The organism is Flavitalea antarctica (assembly GCF_054461535.1).
In genome coordinates, this window is record NZ_JBTLQG010000012.1 from 46,788 (window position 1) to 64,562 (window position 17,775).

Annotated in this window: 14 protein-coding genes; 8 read left to right on the forward strand and 6 right to left on the reverse strand. The window is 43.8% G+C overall.

Annotation, left to right across the window (positions count from 1 at the left end; translation table 11 throughout):
* Entirely contained in the window at nt 1-3,480 is a 3,480-nt protein-coding gene (locus ACX0G7_RS13165; RefSeq protein WP_458923949.1) for a hypothetical protein, read from the reverse strand.
* Nucleotides 3,481-3,561: 81 nt separating this feature from the next.
* Between ACX0G7_RS13165 and ACX0G7_RS13170 the strand changes: the two genes are divergently transcribed.
* The 4 genes from ACX0G7_RS13170 (at nt 3,562) to ACX0G7_RS13185 (ending at nt 6,491) form a co-directional block, all read left to right on the forward strand.
* Nucleotides 3,562-4,203, forward strand: a complete 642-nt coding sequence (locus tag ACX0G7_RS13170) for an MBL fold metallo-hydrolase (RefSeq protein WP_458923950.1) — start codon at nt 3,562-3,564, stop codon at nt 4,201-4,203.
* A gap of 613 nt (nt 4,204-4,816) precedes the next feature.
* Nucleotides 4,817-5,167: an MmcQ/YjbR family DNA-binding protein gene (locus ACX0G7_RS13175; protein WP_458923951.1), complete on the forward strand. Its 351-nt coding sequence runs from the start codon at nt 4,817-4,819 to the stop codon at nt 5,165-5,167.
* 487 nt (nt 5,168-5,654) lie between these two features.
* Complete coding sequence (locus ACX0G7_RS13180) at nt 5,655-6,026, forward strand: nuclear transport factor 2 family protein (RefSeq protein WP_458923952.1); 372 nt, start codon at nt 5,655-5,657, stop codon at nt 6,024-6,026.
* Nucleotides 6,027-6,086: 60 nt separating this feature from the next.
* Nucleotides 6,087-6,491, forward strand: coding sequence for an ester cyclase (locus ACX0G7_RS13185; protein ID WP_458923953.1), 405 nt, complete (start codon nt 6,087-6,089; stop codon nt 6,489-6,491).
* A gap of 117 nt (nt 6,492-6,608) precedes the next feature.
* Here ACX0G7_RS13185 and ACX0G7_RS13190 read toward each other — a convergent pair whose 3' ends face one another.
* Nucleotides 6,609-7,172 (reverse strand): hypothetical protein, encoded by a 564-nt coding sequence (locus ACX0G7_RS13190; protein WP_458923954.1) that lies wholly within the window; start codon nt 7,170-7,172, stop codon nt 6,609-6,611.
* Between the two features lie 158 nt (nt 7,173-7,330).
* Here ACX0G7_RS13190 and ACX0G7_RS13195 point away from each other — a divergent pair, with 158 nt between their 5' ends.
* The 4 genes from ACX0G7_RS13195 (at nt 7,331) to ACX0G7_RS13210 (ending at nt 11,657) form a co-directional block, all read left to right on the forward strand.
* Nucleotides 7,331-8,152: a hypothetical protein gene (locus ACX0G7_RS13195; protein ID WP_458923955.1), complete on the forward strand. Its 822-nt coding sequence runs from the start codon at nt 7,331-7,333 to the stop codon at nt 8,150-8,152.
* An 88-nt stretch (nt 8,153-8,240) separates the two neighbouring features.
* Nucleotides 8,241-10,064, forward strand: coding sequence for a M20/M25/M40 family metallo-hydrolase (locus tag ACX0G7_RS13200; RefSeq protein ID WP_458923956.1), 1,824 nt, complete (start codon nt 8,241-8,243; stop codon nt 10,062-10,064).
* Nucleotides 10,065-10,192: 128 nt separating this feature from the next.
* Nucleotides 10,193-10,540 carry a DHCW motif cupin fold protein gene (locus ACX0G7_RS13205; RefSeq protein WP_458923957.1) on the forward strand — a complete coding sequence of 116 codons (348 nt, stop codon included), beginning with the start codon at nt 10,193-10,195 and terminating at the stop codon, nt 10,538-10,540.
* A gap of 124 nt (nt 10,541-10,664) precedes the next feature.
* Nucleotides 10,665-11,657 (forward strand): FAD:protein FMN transferase, encoded by a 993-nt coding sequence (locus tag ACX0G7_RS13210; protein ID WP_458923958.1) that lies wholly within the window; start codon nt 10,665-10,667, stop codon nt 11,655-11,657.
* A gap of 191 nt (nt 11,658-11,848) precedes the next feature.
* On the opposite strand, the gene ACX0G7_RS13215 is transcribed toward ACX0G7_RS13210, so the two are convergent.
* The 4 genes from ACX0G7_RS13215 to ACX0G7_RS13230 form a co-directional block, all read right to left on the reverse strand.
* The gene (locus tag ACX0G7_RS13215; protein WP_458923959.1) at nt 11,849-14,044 is read right to left on the reverse strand and encodes a PepSY domain-containing protein; all 2,196 of its coding nucleotides are present in this window, start codon (nt 14,042-14,044) and stop codon (nt 11,849-11,851) included.
* A 15-nt stretch (nt 14,045-14,059) separates the two neighbouring features.
* A complete protein-coding gene (locus tag ACX0G7_RS13220) occupies nt 14,060-14,536 on the reverse strand; it encodes a DUF2271 domain-containing protein (protein WP_458923960.1) in 477 nt (158 codons plus the stop codon).
* Nucleotides 14,537-14,540: 4 nt separating this feature from the next.
* On the reverse strand, nt 14,541-16,019 hold the full coding sequence (locus ACX0G7_RS13225) for an ankyrin repeat domain-containing protein (RefSeq protein WP_458923961.1): 1,479 nt from the start codon (nt 16,017-16,019) through the stop codon (nt 14,541-14,543).
* A gap of 196 nt (nt 16,020-16,215) precedes the next feature.
* Nucleotides 16,216-17,742 carry a lipopolysaccharide biosynthesis protein gene (locus ACX0G7_RS13230; RefSeq protein ID WP_458923962.1) on the reverse strand — a complete coding sequence of 509 codons (1,527 nt, stop codon included), beginning with the start codon at nt 17,740-17,742 and terminating at the stop codon, nt 16,216-16,218.
* Between the last annotated feature and the right edge of the window lie 33 nt (nt 17,743-17,775).

Genomic DNA, 17,775 nt, shown 5'->3' on the forward strand with positions numbered 1-17,775 from the left:
TTAGAAATCTATTCCCATACCAAAATACAGAATTGGTTTTCCTTTAAAGAATCCATTCATTTCCCAGGCCAGGTCAAGCTTCAGGAAATAGCCGAGGATGGTACTCCTCGCACCAAACCCATAACCGCCAACCAGTGGTCCGATACCGCCGGCCTTCAATTTGACAAGCACCGTTCCATCGTCGTTAGGATAAATTATGGAAGGGCGTGCGATGTTTTTAACCGGCCCTGTCCATGCAGTTCCCAGGTCAAAAAACTGTGTCAACTGGAAGTTTCTGAGAAAAGCATTATTGATCGGTTTATTAAAAAGCGATGAAAACACCGGTAACCTGAATTCGCTGTTAAACACGAATGAATTATTGCCATTGGCAACATTCTGGTTGAACCCTCTCATATTAACAGCCAGCGACTGGTAGAGATAGTCATTATTCTCCGATGGCCTTGGCTCTACATTGTACTTTGGAAACATCCATCCATCAATGCCCCCGAGATAGTACAGCGTCTTTTGATTGCCCCATGAGAAATCTCCTGCTGCCCTTCCCGCCCAGATGAAATTGCGGAAGATCTGGTGGTAATAACGGCCATCAAATCCGACGTTCCAATTCATACGGCCCGGCTTAAGCAAGCCTTCCGATGGTTTATTGATTTGGACATTCAAGTCACTATAAATCTTATAACGCAGACCATTGATAATGTTTGTTGCCTTCATTATCGTGTTGTCATATACATATTCAAGACGGGTGACTACAAAATTCTGTTTATTTAAAGTAGGAGATTTCAGTGAGGATGAATCGAAGTTAGTAGCTCTCACCACTACCTTATCTGTTCTGAGACCCGCAGATAGGCGAAGACTTCTGACCCTGTCGAATGGGTAACGGATAACTCCCTGGAAGAGGTTAGTGAATTGTTTGCCTTCAAAAACCTGGTTTGTACCATTCACACCAATCACACCACCGATTTCAGTTTTACGGTAATAAATCACGGAGTAATCGAGTCGGTGTTTGAGATAATCAATCCTGGCGAACCACTCACCGCCCCCGTCAAACAATGACTGGTTTACCGGTATAAAAGCAGCACTGCCTGAAGTACCAACTGATGCGCCGCTACCCACGCCGCTGATCAGCGGTAACCGGAGGGCGCCCGTAAAACGAATGTCTTCAAACAAATCGAAAACCGAAGCTTTCAGCATACCGTTGAATGCTCCGCCGCTTTGAAGAACGACGGGTAGTGAGCCGGTATAAGGCTCATAACGGTTGATAAGAATGTCGTTATTGAAAGAGCCGGAAAAGTTATCGGCAGAAAATTTCAGTTTATAGTCGAATAGTTTTGCCCTTTTCAGCACAGACTCGATTTCGGGTTCCACCGGCTGCGTTACTGCGGGTTCTGCCGGCCGCGTCGAATCCGTTGCTTCTTTTTCAAATTCAGATTCAAAAGCATTTTGCTTACCCGTTGTATCTGCGGAGGGTTGGTCGAACTGAATCGCCCTGCCGCCTGACATAACATCTTCGGTGATGGTCCGCTTGCGGTAATCGGTAGGCTTCGGATTCACATTCCTTTTTCGGAGGGCTGCTTCATCGACCTTCAGTTTATAGAGAAATTTCAGGTTGCCCTGTTGCCTTGTTTCACTTACGAGGCCTGCATCTCCGGCAATTTTTGTCTCCAGCAGGGCGCTTTGATAATTGGTTATAGGAAAAACGTAAGCAGAATCCTGCGTCACTGAAAACGAAAAAATAGAGTCTGGTTTGCTCTTACCATACACTTCCAGCGTCGAATCCAACTCCCGCTGCTCAGGGTTACGAAGTACCTGGTCGGCAACCAGGTAAACGGTGTCAAGCCCCGCCCTGCGGGTTGAGAAAAAGCCTGCGAAACGATTGGCAACTCCAAAGTCATCACTGATAAATGTGAAGTGAGTAGTGTTGTATGGAGTCGGGTACCTGGCCGTTCCATATCGCATATTTGTGAGCTGGGAGATCTGTTTGAATTCGCTCCTGTTCCAGTTATCTATTAGGAAAATGTTGTAGCGCTGAAGCGGTACGGCAGTATCTCCTCCCCGGATGTTACCGTTGGGGCGGTTTGAAGAGAACAATATTCCTGTCCTGTTTGGAAACGCGACAAAAGTAGGATCAAGATCAGCATAAGAATCATTCGTTATCTGCTCAAATGTGCCCTTTTCAGTCTTGTAGACAAAGATATCAGACTGACCTTTGCGCACGGCACTGAGCAACAGGGTATTGTTGTCCAGCATGTACTTCATATCCTGTATCTGTTCAAAATCCTCAAGAACCTGGTTCTTGACTGGTTTATACTTCTGAACCATGTCATAAACAAATAACCTGGACTTGCCTTCTGACCAATATATACAGGAGAGCCTTGTCCCCTTGGGATCCCAGGCGAGCAGGGGATAGTTAGGATTAACCTCATTGTCATTTACCCTGACACCGGTTCTCAGCAAAACTTTCCGGTCAACCATATTTTCATACAAAACAACACAGTACTGCCCCTTTACATACTCAACCACGGCATAAGTCTGGCTTCTTGGCGCAGGGTTCGGAGTGAATCGGATAAAGTCCCGGTTGTTTTTCAGTTCCTCAACAATGGAAACTGTCCCTTTCGGGATATCTCTCCTGCCACGGATATCGAGGTAATACTTTTCTTCAGTCTCTGCCATGAAATCCTTGACGAGGTCCTTGAACTTCTTTTTTGCGATCCGGTTGGAAGCGCTATTCAGATTTCTATAAACCCGGGCGAGATAAAGGAAATAGGTGACATTTTCCTTTTTGTATTTTTCAGCTATATAATTCCAGAAGGCATGGCCGGCCAGCAATGGTTTGGCATACGCAAACTGGTAAACATTTTTATAGCTACCCGATAAAACGGCAGATTTCAGCTGGTCGTCCAATTCTGTGTTCCATTCCAGCGCCACGTAGTTGACATATCCATCTACGAGCCATTTTGGGAGATCGAGCAGGGCCTGGTTTGTAGCAAATTCACCCAGGTCATCCCCAAAAAGAATATTATCAACCAGCACCCGCGCTATCCCCTGGCGCACCTGGCGACGAAGATGTTCGTGATCACTGTTAAAGTAAACGATCATCTTGTTATTCACCAGTTTCGTAATGCCGCCCGTGGTTTGCCAATCGAGGTTGAGACCAATATTTGACTGCTCCAGTTCGTTGAAGTGATTGTAAATTACGATGTTGGTCCGGCGCTGCAGGCCATATTCGACAAACTGCTCTATTTGTGGAAGTTCAGTTTCAGCGATCTGTGTGACGTAGTTTGCGATGGTCTGGCCGTTTTCATAGAAGTAGGTATTGAAATTCGGCGTCTGGTAATATTGCCATTTGAACTTTCTGTATTGTACGCGGTTTTTCCCAAATTCTACGGTATTAACCTGAGCAAGTGATTCAAAATGAAAACATAGGACAACTAAAGCAAAAACAAATAAATCTTTCCTCTTTCCCATAAACTGTTGAAATTGCATACCCAATCTTTAATTGTTTTAAAGTTATAACAATCCGGACTACCGGTAAAATCTGAAATTAGCTTAAAAAAGGTTACGAATATGTTGACAGTGAAGCAGTTTACCTTCAATCCCATACAGGAAAATACATACGTAGTTTATAACGGAGAGGGTGAGTGCGTCATTGTTGATCCCGGTTGTTATTTTCCTGCAGAACATAATGAGTTGAAAGCTTTTATACAGAAAAATGGCCTTCTTCCTAAATATTTGTTAAACACCCACTGTCATCTCGATCATGTATTTGGTAACAAGTTCGTTTTTGAAACCTGGGGTCTCGAACTGTACATGAACGAACTTGAGAAGCCGGTGCTCGAATATGCACCGGTGTCGGGTAAAAGCTGGGGCATTCCATTTGACAACTACACTGGCCCCTTGCATTGGTTGAAAGCCGGTGATGAGATCATGATCGGGAAGGACCGGCTTAAGGTTTTATTCACGCCGGGACATTCTCCGGGCCATCTCAGTTTTTACTCCCCCGATGACGAATTTGTATTGAGTGGTGACGTGCTGTTCCAGCGAAGTATAGGCCGGACCGACTTGCCGGGAGGTGACTTTAATACTTTGATCAGGAGCATCCGCGAGCAGCTGTTGACTTTGCCGGATCATACCAAAGTGTATAGCGGACACGGTGATGTCACGTTTATCGGGGTAGAGAAAAGGGAGAATCCTTATCTGAGGGTGTGACATTCAACGCTCCTGCCAGGAACCGGACTTCTCATGTCAGCTGGCTTTTAAAATAGCCCGTATTTATATGGCCGGCTATTTATTTTTTTTTGGACATTAGCGCTGTAATTCCTCCATTTGCCGATTCCCTTCGATGCGCGGCATTTACATTACCCTTCAAACAACTTAAATGCTGAATCTTGCGAACATTGCATGCGTTGCATTGATATTAACGGCCCCTGATGTCGTTTGTAGGAATGGGTTGGACCTTTAACAACTGGATATCTTTTTTATTGATAGTTGTAGCAATTTCCATTGTGTTGATCAAACGGATAAACATTGAGGAGAAGGTTTTGATCCGTCATTTTGGATCAGAATATTTAGACTATAAAAACAAAACTTATAGACTTATTCCATTTATTTATTAATGATCCTCCCGGTTGCTGTCCCTTGTTGCACAGGTAATCAGGATTTAATTTTAAAGGAAAGATATCGCTGGCTTGAATGCTCAATTCGTATCATTTAAATATCGACTTTTAATAAATTACACTGAACTTGTTCCCATAATAAAGAATATGTAAATTTCACATGCCGGACCGTTCGCGGGGATTAAACACAAAAAAATTGATTCATTATGAATGTTGAAGACGTGCAGAATATTTGCCGGGGGATGACGGGTGTAACCGAAGACATCAAATGGGAGCATGATCTTGTGTTTTCAATTGGTGGGAAAATGTTTTGCGTTGTTGGGCTGGATCAGACTCCCACATCTGCTTCGTTTAAAGTGAATGACGAAGAGTTTGAGGAGATGTGTAGTTTGCCCGGTTTCAAACCTGCTCCTTATGTCGCTAAATATAAATGGGTATTGATTGACGATATCAATAAAATGAATAAAACTGATTGGAAGCGCTACCTGAAACAGTCATATGATCTCGTTAAGGATAAGCTGTCCGCTAAAATAAAAAAGCAGTTAGGCTTATCTTGAAACACAGGCTGCGGCAAAATAAAAACCGGATCTGTCAATCTTTTTTGTTAAATTCAATACCACGAATTTTAGCGATCAGACAAGCTGAATTCAGATAATTCTTCGACTCCCGATTAGTTGCTTCCTGGTACTTTTTGTAATTCTGCTTCTACCCGTATGCCTGCGAAATACCGGCTCAATATCGTTAACGTTTAACTCAACAAACAATGATGATGAATGGATAGCAGCAATGGAACAAATGGGATTGCCTGTGGGAGCTTACGTGAGGCAAGATGAATTTCCTCAAATCAATAAGCAGGCCCTGAGCCCCCATGGGGTTTGATTTTTTTTCGGCGAATACTTTGTAGCTTAAATGAAACCATCAATTCAAAAGGCAATAAAAATTCATAAGCTAATAATTGGCCTATTTACTGGTATGCTGTTATTTTTTGGCTGCAGAGATAAGCCGGGCAACAGTACACCAGAACCTCAGGTAAACGCACAACAAATGACCGTTACTGTCGACACGATGAAAAAAGTTCTTGACGCCTTCAACAGGCATGATCTTGATGCGATAATGGAATTTTTTTCAGAGGACTGCATCCTGGATATGCCCCGCGGACCTGATCCGATAGGTAAACGTTACGCAGGCAAGGAACAGGTGCGTGAAGCACTGGCAGGCCGGTTCAAAGGCATTCCGGACGTTCACTATGGCGAGGATATTCATTGGGTGGCGGGAGACCGCGGAGTTTCTGAATGGACACTAACCGGCACGACAACAGCCGGAGTTAGTGTGAATGTCCGGGGCTGCGACCTTTGGCAGTTTCGTGATGGCAAAATTATCAGCAAAAACTCCTTTTGGAAGATAGTAGAAAAATAGGTAAACTGAATATAAACCGGACCAACAAACAATAGTCTTTCAATCATTAAACTTTATTTTATGCGTAACCTGCAAACAACTCTACTTTACAGATGGTTTGATGAAGTTTGGAATAAGGATGATGAAAATGCAATTGACAGATTGTTAAGCCCAACTGCAACTGCCAACGGTATTGTTCCTGAAAGTCAGCCCAAGGGCCCGAATGGGTTCAAGATTTTTTTTAATGAATTTCGTAGTCAGTTTCATAATGTAAATGTAAAGGTTGAAGACGCGATAGCCCAGGACGATATTGAATCAGGCCGCACAACAGTGACGGCTATACACACAGAAAGCGGAAAGCCTGTTACATTTTCCGGGATGTGTATGATTAGGGTCTCAGATGGTAAAATTGCCGAGGCCTGGAACAGCTATGATTTCTTAGATCTCTATCAACAATTGGGGCAGAAGTTGGCGCCCGTAGTGTAATAACTATACAAAAAACCGCAGTGATGACTGCGGTTTTTGCGGTTCACAAATATGTAGTGGAAAGCCAGTTTTTTGATCTGTCGTTAAACACAGATTAGCCGCCTTCATAATCTCCTGTTAGTGTGTTGGAGGGTCGGATTTGTGCTTAGCCGGGTCGAAATCTTCCTGCGTGCTTTTTTCTGATTTCTTTGAGTGTTCGGGTCCTTCACTCCTGCTTTCTATATCCTGCGCTTTATTCAGTTTATCGGTTTCGGGATTATGATCACTCGGGTTTTCGCCAAGTTGCTTCAGCCTATTCAACTGTTCATCTATTTCCTTTTTTAACTCGTCGCCCGGCCTGGGATTTTCCCAGGTTTGTTGATTCGGGCCAAGAGGTTTTGGCCCTTTACCCGTTATCGGGCTTTCGTCTTTTATCTCTGGCTCTCCCTCAGCTTTTGATTGTGGCGCCTGATCTTCAGCACTCTCACCAGACTCCAAACCTTCGGTTTTCGTTTCGGGTCGTGCTGCTTGCCCTCCTTCCGGTGATATCTGGTTTTCCTCTCCTGGTTCTTGCTGGAGCTCTGCAGCTTCATTTTTTAGTTGCTCACCCGGAGCGCTATTCCCGGCATCAAATACTTTTTCGCCAGGAACATGAAACTCCTTTGTAGGCTCCACGACGATTGAATTATTGTTGTCTGCCATAACTGCGTTTTACATAGAGAACAAAAGAATCGTGCCGCCAGTGTAAAAACAGGAAGATCATAAGTGTTGATTTCACACGGTTATATAGAATATCCGGCGGACGCCCCGGCCTCTGTGTTGGTGACCACTGTGATTGTGATTATCTTTCATCGACAAGTATGAAAACGATCCTGATAGTTTTGATTTTTTTGTTGCTGACTATTATTACACAGATAGGTGGTGTCATCTTCCTGCTGTCTTTGCTCTGCCACAAATTTTTCAATAGATTGACTGGTAAGAGGGCTTATCAACGGATACTGAAAGTGGGTTCATTCCTGGCAATCTACCTGTTAACAACCATTTTCATTGTGCCCTTCATTGCAAAACCTTTTGGCCGTGTTGCCCTTCCACTTAAGGCGACAGATAACCTCCAGCCCCTGAATATCGTCACCTGTTTACTGAACCGCAATTATGTCAAAGAGGAACTAAGTAAAACAGCCTATGAAGTAGCCAGGCAGATGAATGAAAGATTTCCTGGTACAAAATTGAATTACCTGGATGCTAACTTTCCGTTCATGAATAAGTTTCCGCTATTTCCCCATTTGAGCCATAACGATGGCAAAAAGCTCGACTTGGCTTTTTGTTACACGGACAACAAAAATGATCAGCAAACAAATGAGTGCCCCTCACTTATCGGTTATGGAATTTGCGAAGAACCTGCGATCGGTGAAGATAATACAGCTGCATTCTGTGAAGAACAAGGGTACTGGCAATACAGTGTAATGAAAAAAATAATGCCACAGGGTAATGACATCGATTATACATTTGATGGAAGGAGAACCCGGGCACTGGTAAATTTTTTCGCCGATCAGAAGACCATTGGAAAAATTTTTATCGAGCCACATTTGCAGGCAAGGTTAAATCTAAAGTCAGAAAAAATTCGCTTTCATGGTTGCCAGGCTGTGAGACATGATGATCATATTCATATCCAACTGAGATAAGGAGAACGGCGTGCACAACTTTGTCAGTTTAATTATTTGAAAACAACAGCAATAACTGGTAGTGCGTTTCTAATTTAAAATCAGACTCATGGCAAGATCACTGACGGCAATTATTTTCATCATTTCAGCGCTACGGGTGTTTGCACAACCGGATCCAGATGCCCTCGCGAGTATCCAAAAAGCATCTGATGCTGATTCCCATGTGATGAGAATCATTAGCCAGCTCACCGATGTATATGGGCCAAGGTTGATGGGAACGCCAAACTATTATGCTTCCGTATTATGGATTGAAGAGGAATTAAGAAAGTCTGGGATAACCAACATTCAAAAGCAGTCTTTCGATGATGGACACCTGGGCTGGGAGTTGGTTAGTTATAAAATGGAGTTGACAGACCCTGTGACTAGCCCTATCCACGCATATCCCTTGGCATATACTTCATCCACCCGGGGAGAAGCAACCGGTGAGGTTATCTACCTGAAGAACCTTGATAGCGTGTATAGTTTAAAAGGTCAACTAAATAATAAGATATTGCTATTGGGTTCTTCTTATCAGCAAGTTACCAACTTCTCTCAACCCTTCTCTGAGCGTTTAACAGCTGCCACCTTGAAGCAAGCGGAGGAAAACCCTGATCCCAACGATCTTATCGTCGGGTATCATAGCAGGCGATCAACAAAAGCAATGTATGCTGGCCAGCTTTCAAGAAGAAAGCAAAAGGAACCGTTCTTCAATTTTTGCAGGGAACAGGGCGTGTTGGCTTTAGTGGAACCCAGCGATTTTCCCTATGGCATTTTGCATGCTGATGGCAACAGTAACATCCCTTCCTATATGAAGAAAAGTGACATCCGGCCGATTGCATCATTCGTGATGGCAAATGAACATTTTGGCCGTATAGTAAGGCTTTTCAATCTTGGATTTAAACCGAGATTAAAAGTAAACCTGGAAGTTAAATTCCATTCCGAGCCCAAATACAACGTTAACCTCATTGCTGACATTGCAGGTTCGGACCCGAAACTGAAAAATGAACTGGTAATCATCGGAGCGCATCTCGATAGTTGGCACGGAGGTACGGGTGCTGCTGATAATGCAGCCGGTAGCGCAGCAATGATTGAAGCCATGAGGCTTATCAGACTATCTGGTCTGAAGCCCAGGAGAACGATCCGGTTGGCACTTTGGGGAGGAGAGGAACAGGTTTTCGCAGGATCTTCATCCTATGTTTCTCAAAATGTTGGCGATATCATAACCGCTGTACCAAAAGGTGAAAAAGAAAAGATTTCTGCGTACTTCAACCTGGATAACGGGGCAGGAAAGATCAGGGGACTCTACCTGATGGGTAATGAAAAAGCCAAACCGGTCTTCAAAGGGTTACTCGGAGTTTTTCCGGAAAATAACACCTTAACGATACAAAATGCAAATCAAACGGACCACGAAATATTCGACGTTCACAATATACCTGCTTTTCAATTTATACAGGATCCACTTGACCTCATGAATGCATTGCATCATACCAACATGGATGTTTACGAATACGTGCCACCCACAGATCAACAGTTCAATGCCGTTTATATTGCGCACATGGCTTATGCAGTCGCCCAACTTGATCATTTGTTACCGAGAAAAAATTTCAATTCCCCGGTTCCGATTATGAACGGCAACACGAAGTTTGAGCTTAAAGGGTTCAGTCAGGCATCGGAAGTACACCTTGTTGGTGATTTCAACAACTGGAACATGTTCGGAACGCCCCTTATGAAAACAAAAGATGGTTGGGAATGTAAGATCGAATTGCCGAAGGGTACCTATCTGTATAAGTATATCATAGACGGGATGTGGACAGCTGACCCTTCCACGCCGGAAAGTCAATTAAAGAAAGATGGGAAAGGACATGCGGGGCTGACAGAAATAACAGTAAAATGATTGTAACCCGATCGTCAATGTGGAATCATCAAAATGTAATCATCGCTATGTAATCATCGCTATGGAACCATCGATATCGAATTATAAACATCGAATTATAGACATCCAATTATCAAGCTGAAATTACTATGAGCAATATTTCATTTCAAAAAATTGATTGGAGCAGTGTAGCAAAAACTGAACACATCGGTGAAAGTGGTGTTGCGATATGGCAGACGATGCAGTTCCCCGGGCTACGTATACGTTTAGTCGAATATTCTACGGGGTACGTGGCCGATCATTGGTGCCAGAAGGGTCACATCGTGCACTGCCTGCAAGGAAGATTTGTAAGCGAGTTAAGCACCGGTGAGTCATTGGAACTATCAGCCGGGGATAGTTATGTGGTATCAGATGAACTTAGTTCACATCGTTCAATATCTGAAGAGGGTGTGAACTTGCTGATTATCGACGGCGATTTTCTGAAATACAAGCCTTAGATAAGTTGTTTAGAATAGGGGCAACATGACTAACCTGACAACATGATGATTAGCACATAGAAGGGGATAGACAATGTTTTTATAATGATTGATGTCCGTTGTTTGATAAGGTTAATTTTATGAAATGAGATTTCTCCTGGTGACGATTTTTACCGGTTGTTTATTCGCAACATCAGCACAGACATTACGTACCCGTACTGTACAACTGATGGGTGCACCGTTCGACATATCGATTGTTGCAAAAGACTCTCTAACTGCCGAACAAAACATCGATAGCTGTATCAATGAAATCAGGAGGATCGAATACCTGATCTCAGATTGGATTGATACTACACAGGTTGGGAGAATAAATAGCAATGCAGGGGTAAAGCCGGTTTTTGTTGACAAGGAGTTGTTGCAATTAACACAAAGAGCAATAAAATTTTCTGAAGTAACTGATGGAGCATTCGATATCAGCTTTGCTGCTATGGAGAAGATCTGGATTTTTGATGGAAGCATGACACAGTTACCAACAAGGGAACAGGTGCTCAAAGCAAAGGAAAAGGTTGGATACCGGAAAATTGTTGTCGACACGGTTAATTCAACCATATTCCTCACCGAAAAAGGAATGAAGATTGGTTTTGGTGCACTGGGAGAAGGTTATGCTGCTGACCGGTGCCGGGAGATGATGACTAAAAAAGGTATCATGGCTGGTATCGTGAACGGATCAGGGGATATGAATACCTGGGGAACTCAACCCGATGGGTCCCCATGGAATATTGGCATTACCAATCCTTTCAGGACAAGCAAACTTTACGCAGTTGTTCCGCTAACAGAAGGAGCCGTAGTAACATCAGGAAATTATGAGAAATATGCTGAGATCAATGGCAAACGCTATTCGCATATCATCAATCCGAAAACCGGTTACCCCGCAACGGGTTTGATCAGTGTTACCGTTTTCGGTCCAGGCGCAGAAATGGCAAATGGGTTCAGTACTTCCTTGATGGTACTTGGAAAACGTCGCGGTAAGAAGTTGCTTAAACGTTTCCGTGAATACAGTTACATAATGATTACAGAAAAGGGAAAATTCTTAACATCAAAAAATTTCAACCTCGCGAAATATAAAATACAGGACTAAGAGAGTGAGTACAGAAGGGTATGAGGGAATGACGATGAGCCGAAGCAGATAAAGAATAGCGAGAGAGAATGATGATCAGCAAGGGCAGATAAAGAATAGCCAGGGTGAATGATGATCAGCAAGAGCAGATAAAGAATAGGGAGAGGGCATCAAGATCAGCAAGAGTAGATTACGAATGGCGAGAGGAATGCTCAATAACAGTCTGTAAGGATCTTTCCATTCAAATGCAGCTCGTCGACATCCAGCGCGTGCATCTTGCATATACCTGCCAATACCTCCAGCACGTCTTTTTGCATGGCCAGTGAGCCGCAGATCATAACAATACTATCATTCACCAGTAGCTGACCAATCCCGGCAGCATTGGCTGACAAAAGATTCATCACATATTCCCGGCCACCTTCGCGCGACAATGCCAAATGCAATGACGTCATTTTACCGCTTGCTTTTTGTTGCAGCAGGAACTCTTCATACAATTCAAATGACCGGCGAAACCTGAAGCCACAAAACAAATGTACCGGGGTCTTCATAACGTTGTCACTGATCATTCCCAGGAAAGGGGCGATACCTGTCCCATTAGATATCATGATCACAGAAGATGCCTTTGCCGGGAAATGAAAATGTTCATTTTTTACAATCCGCCCTTGTATAATGCTACCTGCAGTGAGGGCGTCCAGGAACCTGGAGCCCAGTCCGTCCGGGTAATACTTCACGCTTAGTTGAATATCTTTTTCAATTGTGCCAATAGAGTATAAACGTTCGCGGTGATCATTGGCCGGATAGACAGCAAGCAGATCACCTGACCTTACCGTTGTCTTTTTTTCCGGAGAAAAGCGTATCAGGAAAGTATCATCACTGTCCGTAATCAGCGTCTTTTGTTTTACGATCAGCTTGCGCATATCCCTGTGGTGGTCCGTGCCAATCAATTCCGGTGCAACACTAACGGTCATGCCTGTGTGCAATGACCATGCGCTGCACCACGCTCCAAAATCCTCCGGTGAACGATCGTTGACCGTGAAAACCTCTGTTCGCCGGTCCGCCCCTTCCTTATGGGCCAATATCAGGTCAGCTTCCAATCCAAATTTGCAATAATCGGCATAAGTACGTGATCCAAATGCTACTACCGAAAAGCCGAATACGTGATCCTGTGGAAATCTGGACAATCTTGAAGGGAAGTGATGTGCATTGGAAGGCGGATCTCCCAGGCCATAAGTACTGGTCATCACAATCAATTCTTTCATTGACGGAAAAATCCGGTAGTTATCCATATCAGTGAGGTAGACACTTTTTCCCTGCGCAACGAGTTGTTGATATACTGTCCTTGCAAATCGCATCGTCGTGCCGTTTTCGGAACCCACGAGAATGATGATCTCACTTTCTTCAGCAGAAAATCTGTTTTTCAAAACATTTGCCCTGCGACGCCACATGATCACAAATCCAGAATAGATAAAGAACAATATATAGCCGGAACTTATGGCCAGTACAATCGCCCAGATGATCCCATTTCGGCCCGTGTGCCAGCGCAGGCTGAAGGCCCCGAGTTTCGCTGCAGTCGAATAATTTTTACTGGCAATAACATCACCCGTAAACTGGTTAATCATTACAACACTGTCATGCTGTTTTATTGAATAATAGTCTTCAGGAAATTCAGAAAATGGGAACTCCACGGACTGCAAGTCCCGAAGCTTCACATCGCGAAAAAGCGGGAAGTCTTTTACGTCAATCACAGGTTCCTCTGCAAGGCTATCGGTATTTGCCTGGAGCTTTGCTTCTGATGCATCTATCCATTCAAAGCGGGCGACAGAAAGGTATGTTCCTGTGATGGCGATAAACAAAATGGGAAAGAGGACGATGCGCCCGAATACGACATGGTAATACTGGGCCCAGTTGAGCCGCTCGATACGTGCAAAGAAACGGCTGATACCTTTTTGTCGCTGAATTACCAGGATGATGCCCGAGAGGCCGATCAGTATCAGCAAAAAGGAAGCAAGACCAACCAGGAAACGACCAGTTTCGTGTAAAAATAATGATCGGTGGAGCGCAGTGGCCCACTTAAAAAATCCGGACTGTTCTTTCACCTGACCTAGGATCTTGCCATCGCGAGGATCGATATATGATTTTTGCGCAAGGCCTGTCGAATCTGTCCATTCAAGTACTACGAATCCATTATCATCAATGTTTAATTTCTGAACATCCGGGAACCTCTTCTTTACTACAGGTATCACTTCTGCAAGGCTCAGATTTGCTGAACCATCAACCCGGTACTCCTGCATTTTGTATGAGACCGGTTCAAAGGCCAGCATGATTCCCGTCACAGAAGCCACGGTGAGCAATAAAAAAGAAGATACAGCCAAAAGAAGGTGGCTGTATCTCCAGACAGATATGATCATATCATTCCAGGAATATTAGTTGGCACTGAAACGGACGTAACGAATATAATTTGTGCCATCTTTTTTAGAACTCAGTCCTTCAGTGGTTAACGGGACTTCAAGATCCTTCACGTGGTATTCCTTGTCTTCAACAGCACTTTCAAAACGCAATGTATAACCTTTATTAATTTTTGCTGTTTCCAGCTCCAGGGTAACCACGCTGCGGTCTCCACCAGCTACAGATGCGCCGGTAACCGCACTTATATTAGCCGGCTTTTTCTTATACGCCTTGTGCCACTCTTTAAGGTCAGGGTACCACTCTTTATCGGTACCCATAACGGATAATGTTTTTTCGTAGGTCCCTTTTGGATCAATCAGCGATATCACGATATAGGCCTTTTCTCCAACATAATTCGTCATCTGCACCATACACTTGTATTTTGCGGTTTGTGCCGAAACAAGAAACGAGGTACAAACTGCCACCACCACCAGAACCATTCTGTTCAACTTCATATTTTTATTTTAGGAACCCGAGAGAGATGTTTTGTTTTGAAAAATTTTCGTTTTCGCTGGCCAGATCAAAGGCCGTTTCGCTGAAACTTGTTTTGATATCTTTTTTTGCACCAACAGAGATCAGGTACTTCATCACCACATCATCCTTACCCAGCATTGCAGCTTTGTGTAAAGCAGTAAAACCTTCCTTGTTGGCAGCATTCACATCAATGTTCATTGTATTGACAAGCTTCAACAGGTTTACATCATTTTTAGCTACTGCCAGGTGGTACAGTGTGTTGCCGTTAGGCTGAACAGCTGCAATGTCCAGTCCACCTTTCTTTAAGATTTCAAGTTTAGCTTCAAAGTCCTTTGGCTGGCGGGGATTGTAGGAATCAAGAAGGTATACAGCAAGATTATCGCCTTTTGCATCCTTCACGTCTGTTTTCGCACCCTTGTCAACGAGGTATTGCACAATTTCAGGGCTATTGCTACGAACAGCCAGTGTGAGTGGTGTAAGTCCGTCCTTATTGGCCCTGTTAATATCGGTGATGCCTGACCGAAGTAATTCAAGGGTAGCAATTTCACGGTTTGCAGCTGCAGCATTCATGAATACAGTATTGCCTTCCTGGTTAGCCTGGTCCACTTTAACTCCTTTGTCCAGGAAATACCGGATCAGTTTTTCCTGGCCGGGGCGACGTACGATCAGGTGCAATACATTTTCGCCTGTTTTGCTGAGTACTGTAGGTTTGATGCCTATGGTCTCCAGGTATTGGAATGCTTCTAATGGTGCGGAACCACGACGGCTGCCCTGTGCTGCCATAATCATAGCGTTATCTGTAAAGGGTACGCCTTTTTCTTTAAGCGACTTCATCAGTTCGATATTACCGGCACGTGCTGCATAGTTAAAGGCTGTGTTGCCCTGGGCATCAGTACTTTTCAGACTTAAACCCTTAGAGATAAAGTATTCAGTGATCTTGCCATCAGCATCGGAGGGCAGTGCGAGTAGCAAGGCATTTGCTCCTTCATGCGTAAGATCTTTCTTGAGATCAGCTCCGTTTTTCAGGCAGAGATCGTAAACCTTCGTATCCTTTTGCCCACCATTTGCGGCAAAATTCAGCACAGAGTAACCGTGGTTGTCCTGCTGCCCCGCAATTTTTGCTCCTTTCGAAATCAGGTACTCCATCATTTCGGTATTTCCTTTGCTGGCGGCCCAGAAAATATAAGTCCGGCCATCATGCGTAAGCTTGTTTACATCATTGCCTTTCTGATCCAGCAGGTATTTGACAGATTCATTCGGGGCTCCACCGTTAATAGCGAGAACCACCGGGTCAAAATTGCCTTGATTGTATTCGGCGGGATTGTTACCTTTTTCAATTTCCAGCTTAATGGCGTCCGGCCCCGGTTTGGTTTGCCAGAAGGCGGGATCGAGCAACACATTTTTTTGTTGTGCATGTAAGGCCAGGCTTACAAAAAGGAACAATCCTAAAATTGAAAATTTCATTTTCTGAGTTGAATTTGATTGTTAATGGTCTATGTTCATTTAACCCGGCTAAACAGGGCTAAATAGCACTTTATGCTGAAGCTTAACGCCAGAGCGCTCGCCCCGGATTCTTCAGGCTACGAAAATAATGAGGAACAGATGTTGGTAGATTACGAATGCCGGAAAATAACCGGCCAAAGATGTTAAGAATGCGTTATCATATGAAACGCTCCACGTACCTGCCCACTACCGGCAGATTCACCAGTTCGCGTCTCTCCACTTTGAGGATCAGCCATGTGAACAATCCCAGGAAGATACAGCTGGTTCCATAATAGATCCAGGGGTAGTAACCTGCATTCCGATCGATTGACCGGATGATCAATTCATGAATTATGTACATTAACGTACAGATAACCAGGTAGGTGATCAGTTTTTTTGTGGGATAGGGGATTGGGTAGTGTTTCTGTCCCTGCTTGTAACTAACGATCATCATAAAAGCATAGCAGGTAAATGTGGCCCAGGCAGCTCCCATATAACGAAACTGCGGAATCAGGATGAATAACAGGACGATGGTGATCACGGCGCCGCCAATGGTCACATAGGCACCCATCATATTTTTATTGGTGAGTTTATACCAGACTGACAGATTATAATAAATGCCGAGGAATATGCTTGCCATCGCAAGTACCGGAACTATGTTTATGCCCTCCGCATATTCCGGATGTTTCGAAGCAATAAGAAATTTCCATATATCAAGAAATAAACTAATTACCAGAAACATGAAACAGCAGGCAATCACGAAAAATTTCATCACCCTGGCATAAGTGCGTTGGGCACCTTCGTTTTTTGACTGGTTAAAGAAGAAGGGCTCGGCCGCCATCCGGAATACCTGGATAAAGATGGTTATCAGGATGGCGAGTTTATAATTTGCACCGAACACACCCAGCTCAAACTCCTCGCGGGCGGGGTCATCGTGAAGGATCTTCTGGTAAACGGCGCGGCTTAACATCTCGTTGATCATTCCACCCGTACCAACGATCAGCAAGGGATATGAATACTTCATTACCTCCCGCCATAACTTCTTGTCAAACTCGAACCTGAATGCTGCATACTCCTTCCATAGCAGCAACATCGTTGCTGCACTTGCGATTACATTAGCCAGAATAAAATAACCTATCCCGACCTTTGGATCAAAAAAGCTTCCAAGAAATGACCTGTGGTCCGCCTCATATGCAGGTTTTGCCACATAATAGAAAAACAAAACCAGGGTAATGTTCAGAATTATTCCAAAAAAGTTGATGAATGCATATTTCTGTGGCCGCTCTTCCAATCTCAGCTTAGCCATCGGTATTGCAATCAGCGTATCAAAGAAAACGATCCACAACATCCATGTTACAAACTCAGGATGTTTTTCCATCTCCATAAAACTGACCACTGAATCTTTAAACAAAAACAACAGTAAGGTCAACAGGACCGTCGAAACAATGATCGAGACATTGATGGTATTATAGAGTTTTTTCCGGTCGTGCGTTTGTGCAAAGCGGAAGTAACTGGTTTCGAGGCCGTACGTAAATAAAATTGAAAGAAAAGGAATCACCGCATACACCTGGGTGAAATAAGATGAAGCACCGGGATCATAAAGACGGAAACCCAACAGGCTGATACCAAAATTCAGAAATCTCCCGAAAATCCTTGGAACACCGTACCATAAGGTCTGGCCGGCAAGTTTTTTAATTCCGCTCAAAAAAATCTTTTTACTTGTAAGGGCTCAAAATTA

What these genes read in the sequence shown, in the direction of transcription:
- ACX0G7_RS13165 (WP_458923949.1), bottom strand. Translation starts at nt 3,480, where the DNA reads ATGCAATTTCAACAGTTTATGGGAAAGAGGAAAGATTTATTTGTTTTT.
- ACX0G7_RS13170 (WP_458923950.1), top strand. Translation starts at nt 3,562, where the DNA reads ATGTTGACAGTGAAGCAGTTTACCTTCAATCCCATACAGGAAAATACA.
- ACX0G7_RS13175 (WP_458923951.1), top strand. Translation starts at nt 4,817, where the DNA reads ATGAATGTTGAAGACGTGCAGAATATTTGCCGGGGGATGACGGGTGTA.
- ACX0G7_RS13180 (WP_458923952.1), top strand. Translation starts at nt 5,655, where the DNA reads ATGACCGTTACTGTCGACACGATGAAAAAAGTTCTTGACGCCTTCAAC.
- ACX0G7_RS13185 (WP_458923953.1), top strand. Translation starts at nt 6,087, where the DNA reads ATGCGTAACCTGCAAACAACTCTACTTTACAGATGGTTTGATGAAGTT.
- ACX0G7_RS13190 (WP_458923954.1), bottom strand. Translation starts at nt 7,172, where the DNA reads ATGGCAGACAACAATAATTCAATCGTCGTGGAGCCTACAAAGGAGTTT.
- ACX0G7_RS13195 (WP_458923955.1), top strand. Translation starts at nt 7,331, where the DNA reads ATGAAAACGATCCTGATAGTTTTGATTTTTTTGTTGCTGACTATTATT.
- ACX0G7_RS13200 (WP_458923956.1), top strand. Translation starts at nt 8,241, where the DNA reads ATGGCAAGATCACTGACGGCAATTATTTTCATCATTTCAGCGCTACGG.
- ACX0G7_RS13205 (WP_458923957.1), top strand. Translation starts at nt 10,193, where the DNA reads ATGAGCAATATTTCATTTCAAAAAATTGATTGGAGCAGTGTAGCAAAA.
- ACX0G7_RS13210 (WP_458923958.1), top strand. Translation starts at nt 10,665, where the DNA reads ATGAGATTTCTCCTGGTGACGATTTTTACCGGTTGTTTATTCGCAACA.
- ACX0G7_RS13215 (WP_458923959.1), bottom strand. Translation starts at nt 14,044, where the DNA reads ATGATCATATCTGTCTGGAGATACAGCCACCTTCTTTTGGCTGTATCT.
- ACX0G7_RS13220 (WP_458923960.1), bottom strand. Translation starts at nt 14,536, where the DNA reads ATGAAGTTGAACAGAATGGTTCTGGTGGTGGTGGCAGTTTGTACCTCG.
- ACX0G7_RS13225 (WP_458923961.1), bottom strand. Translation starts at nt 16,019, where the DNA reads ATGAAATTTTCAATTTTAGGATTGTTCCTTTTTGTAAGCCTGGCCTTA.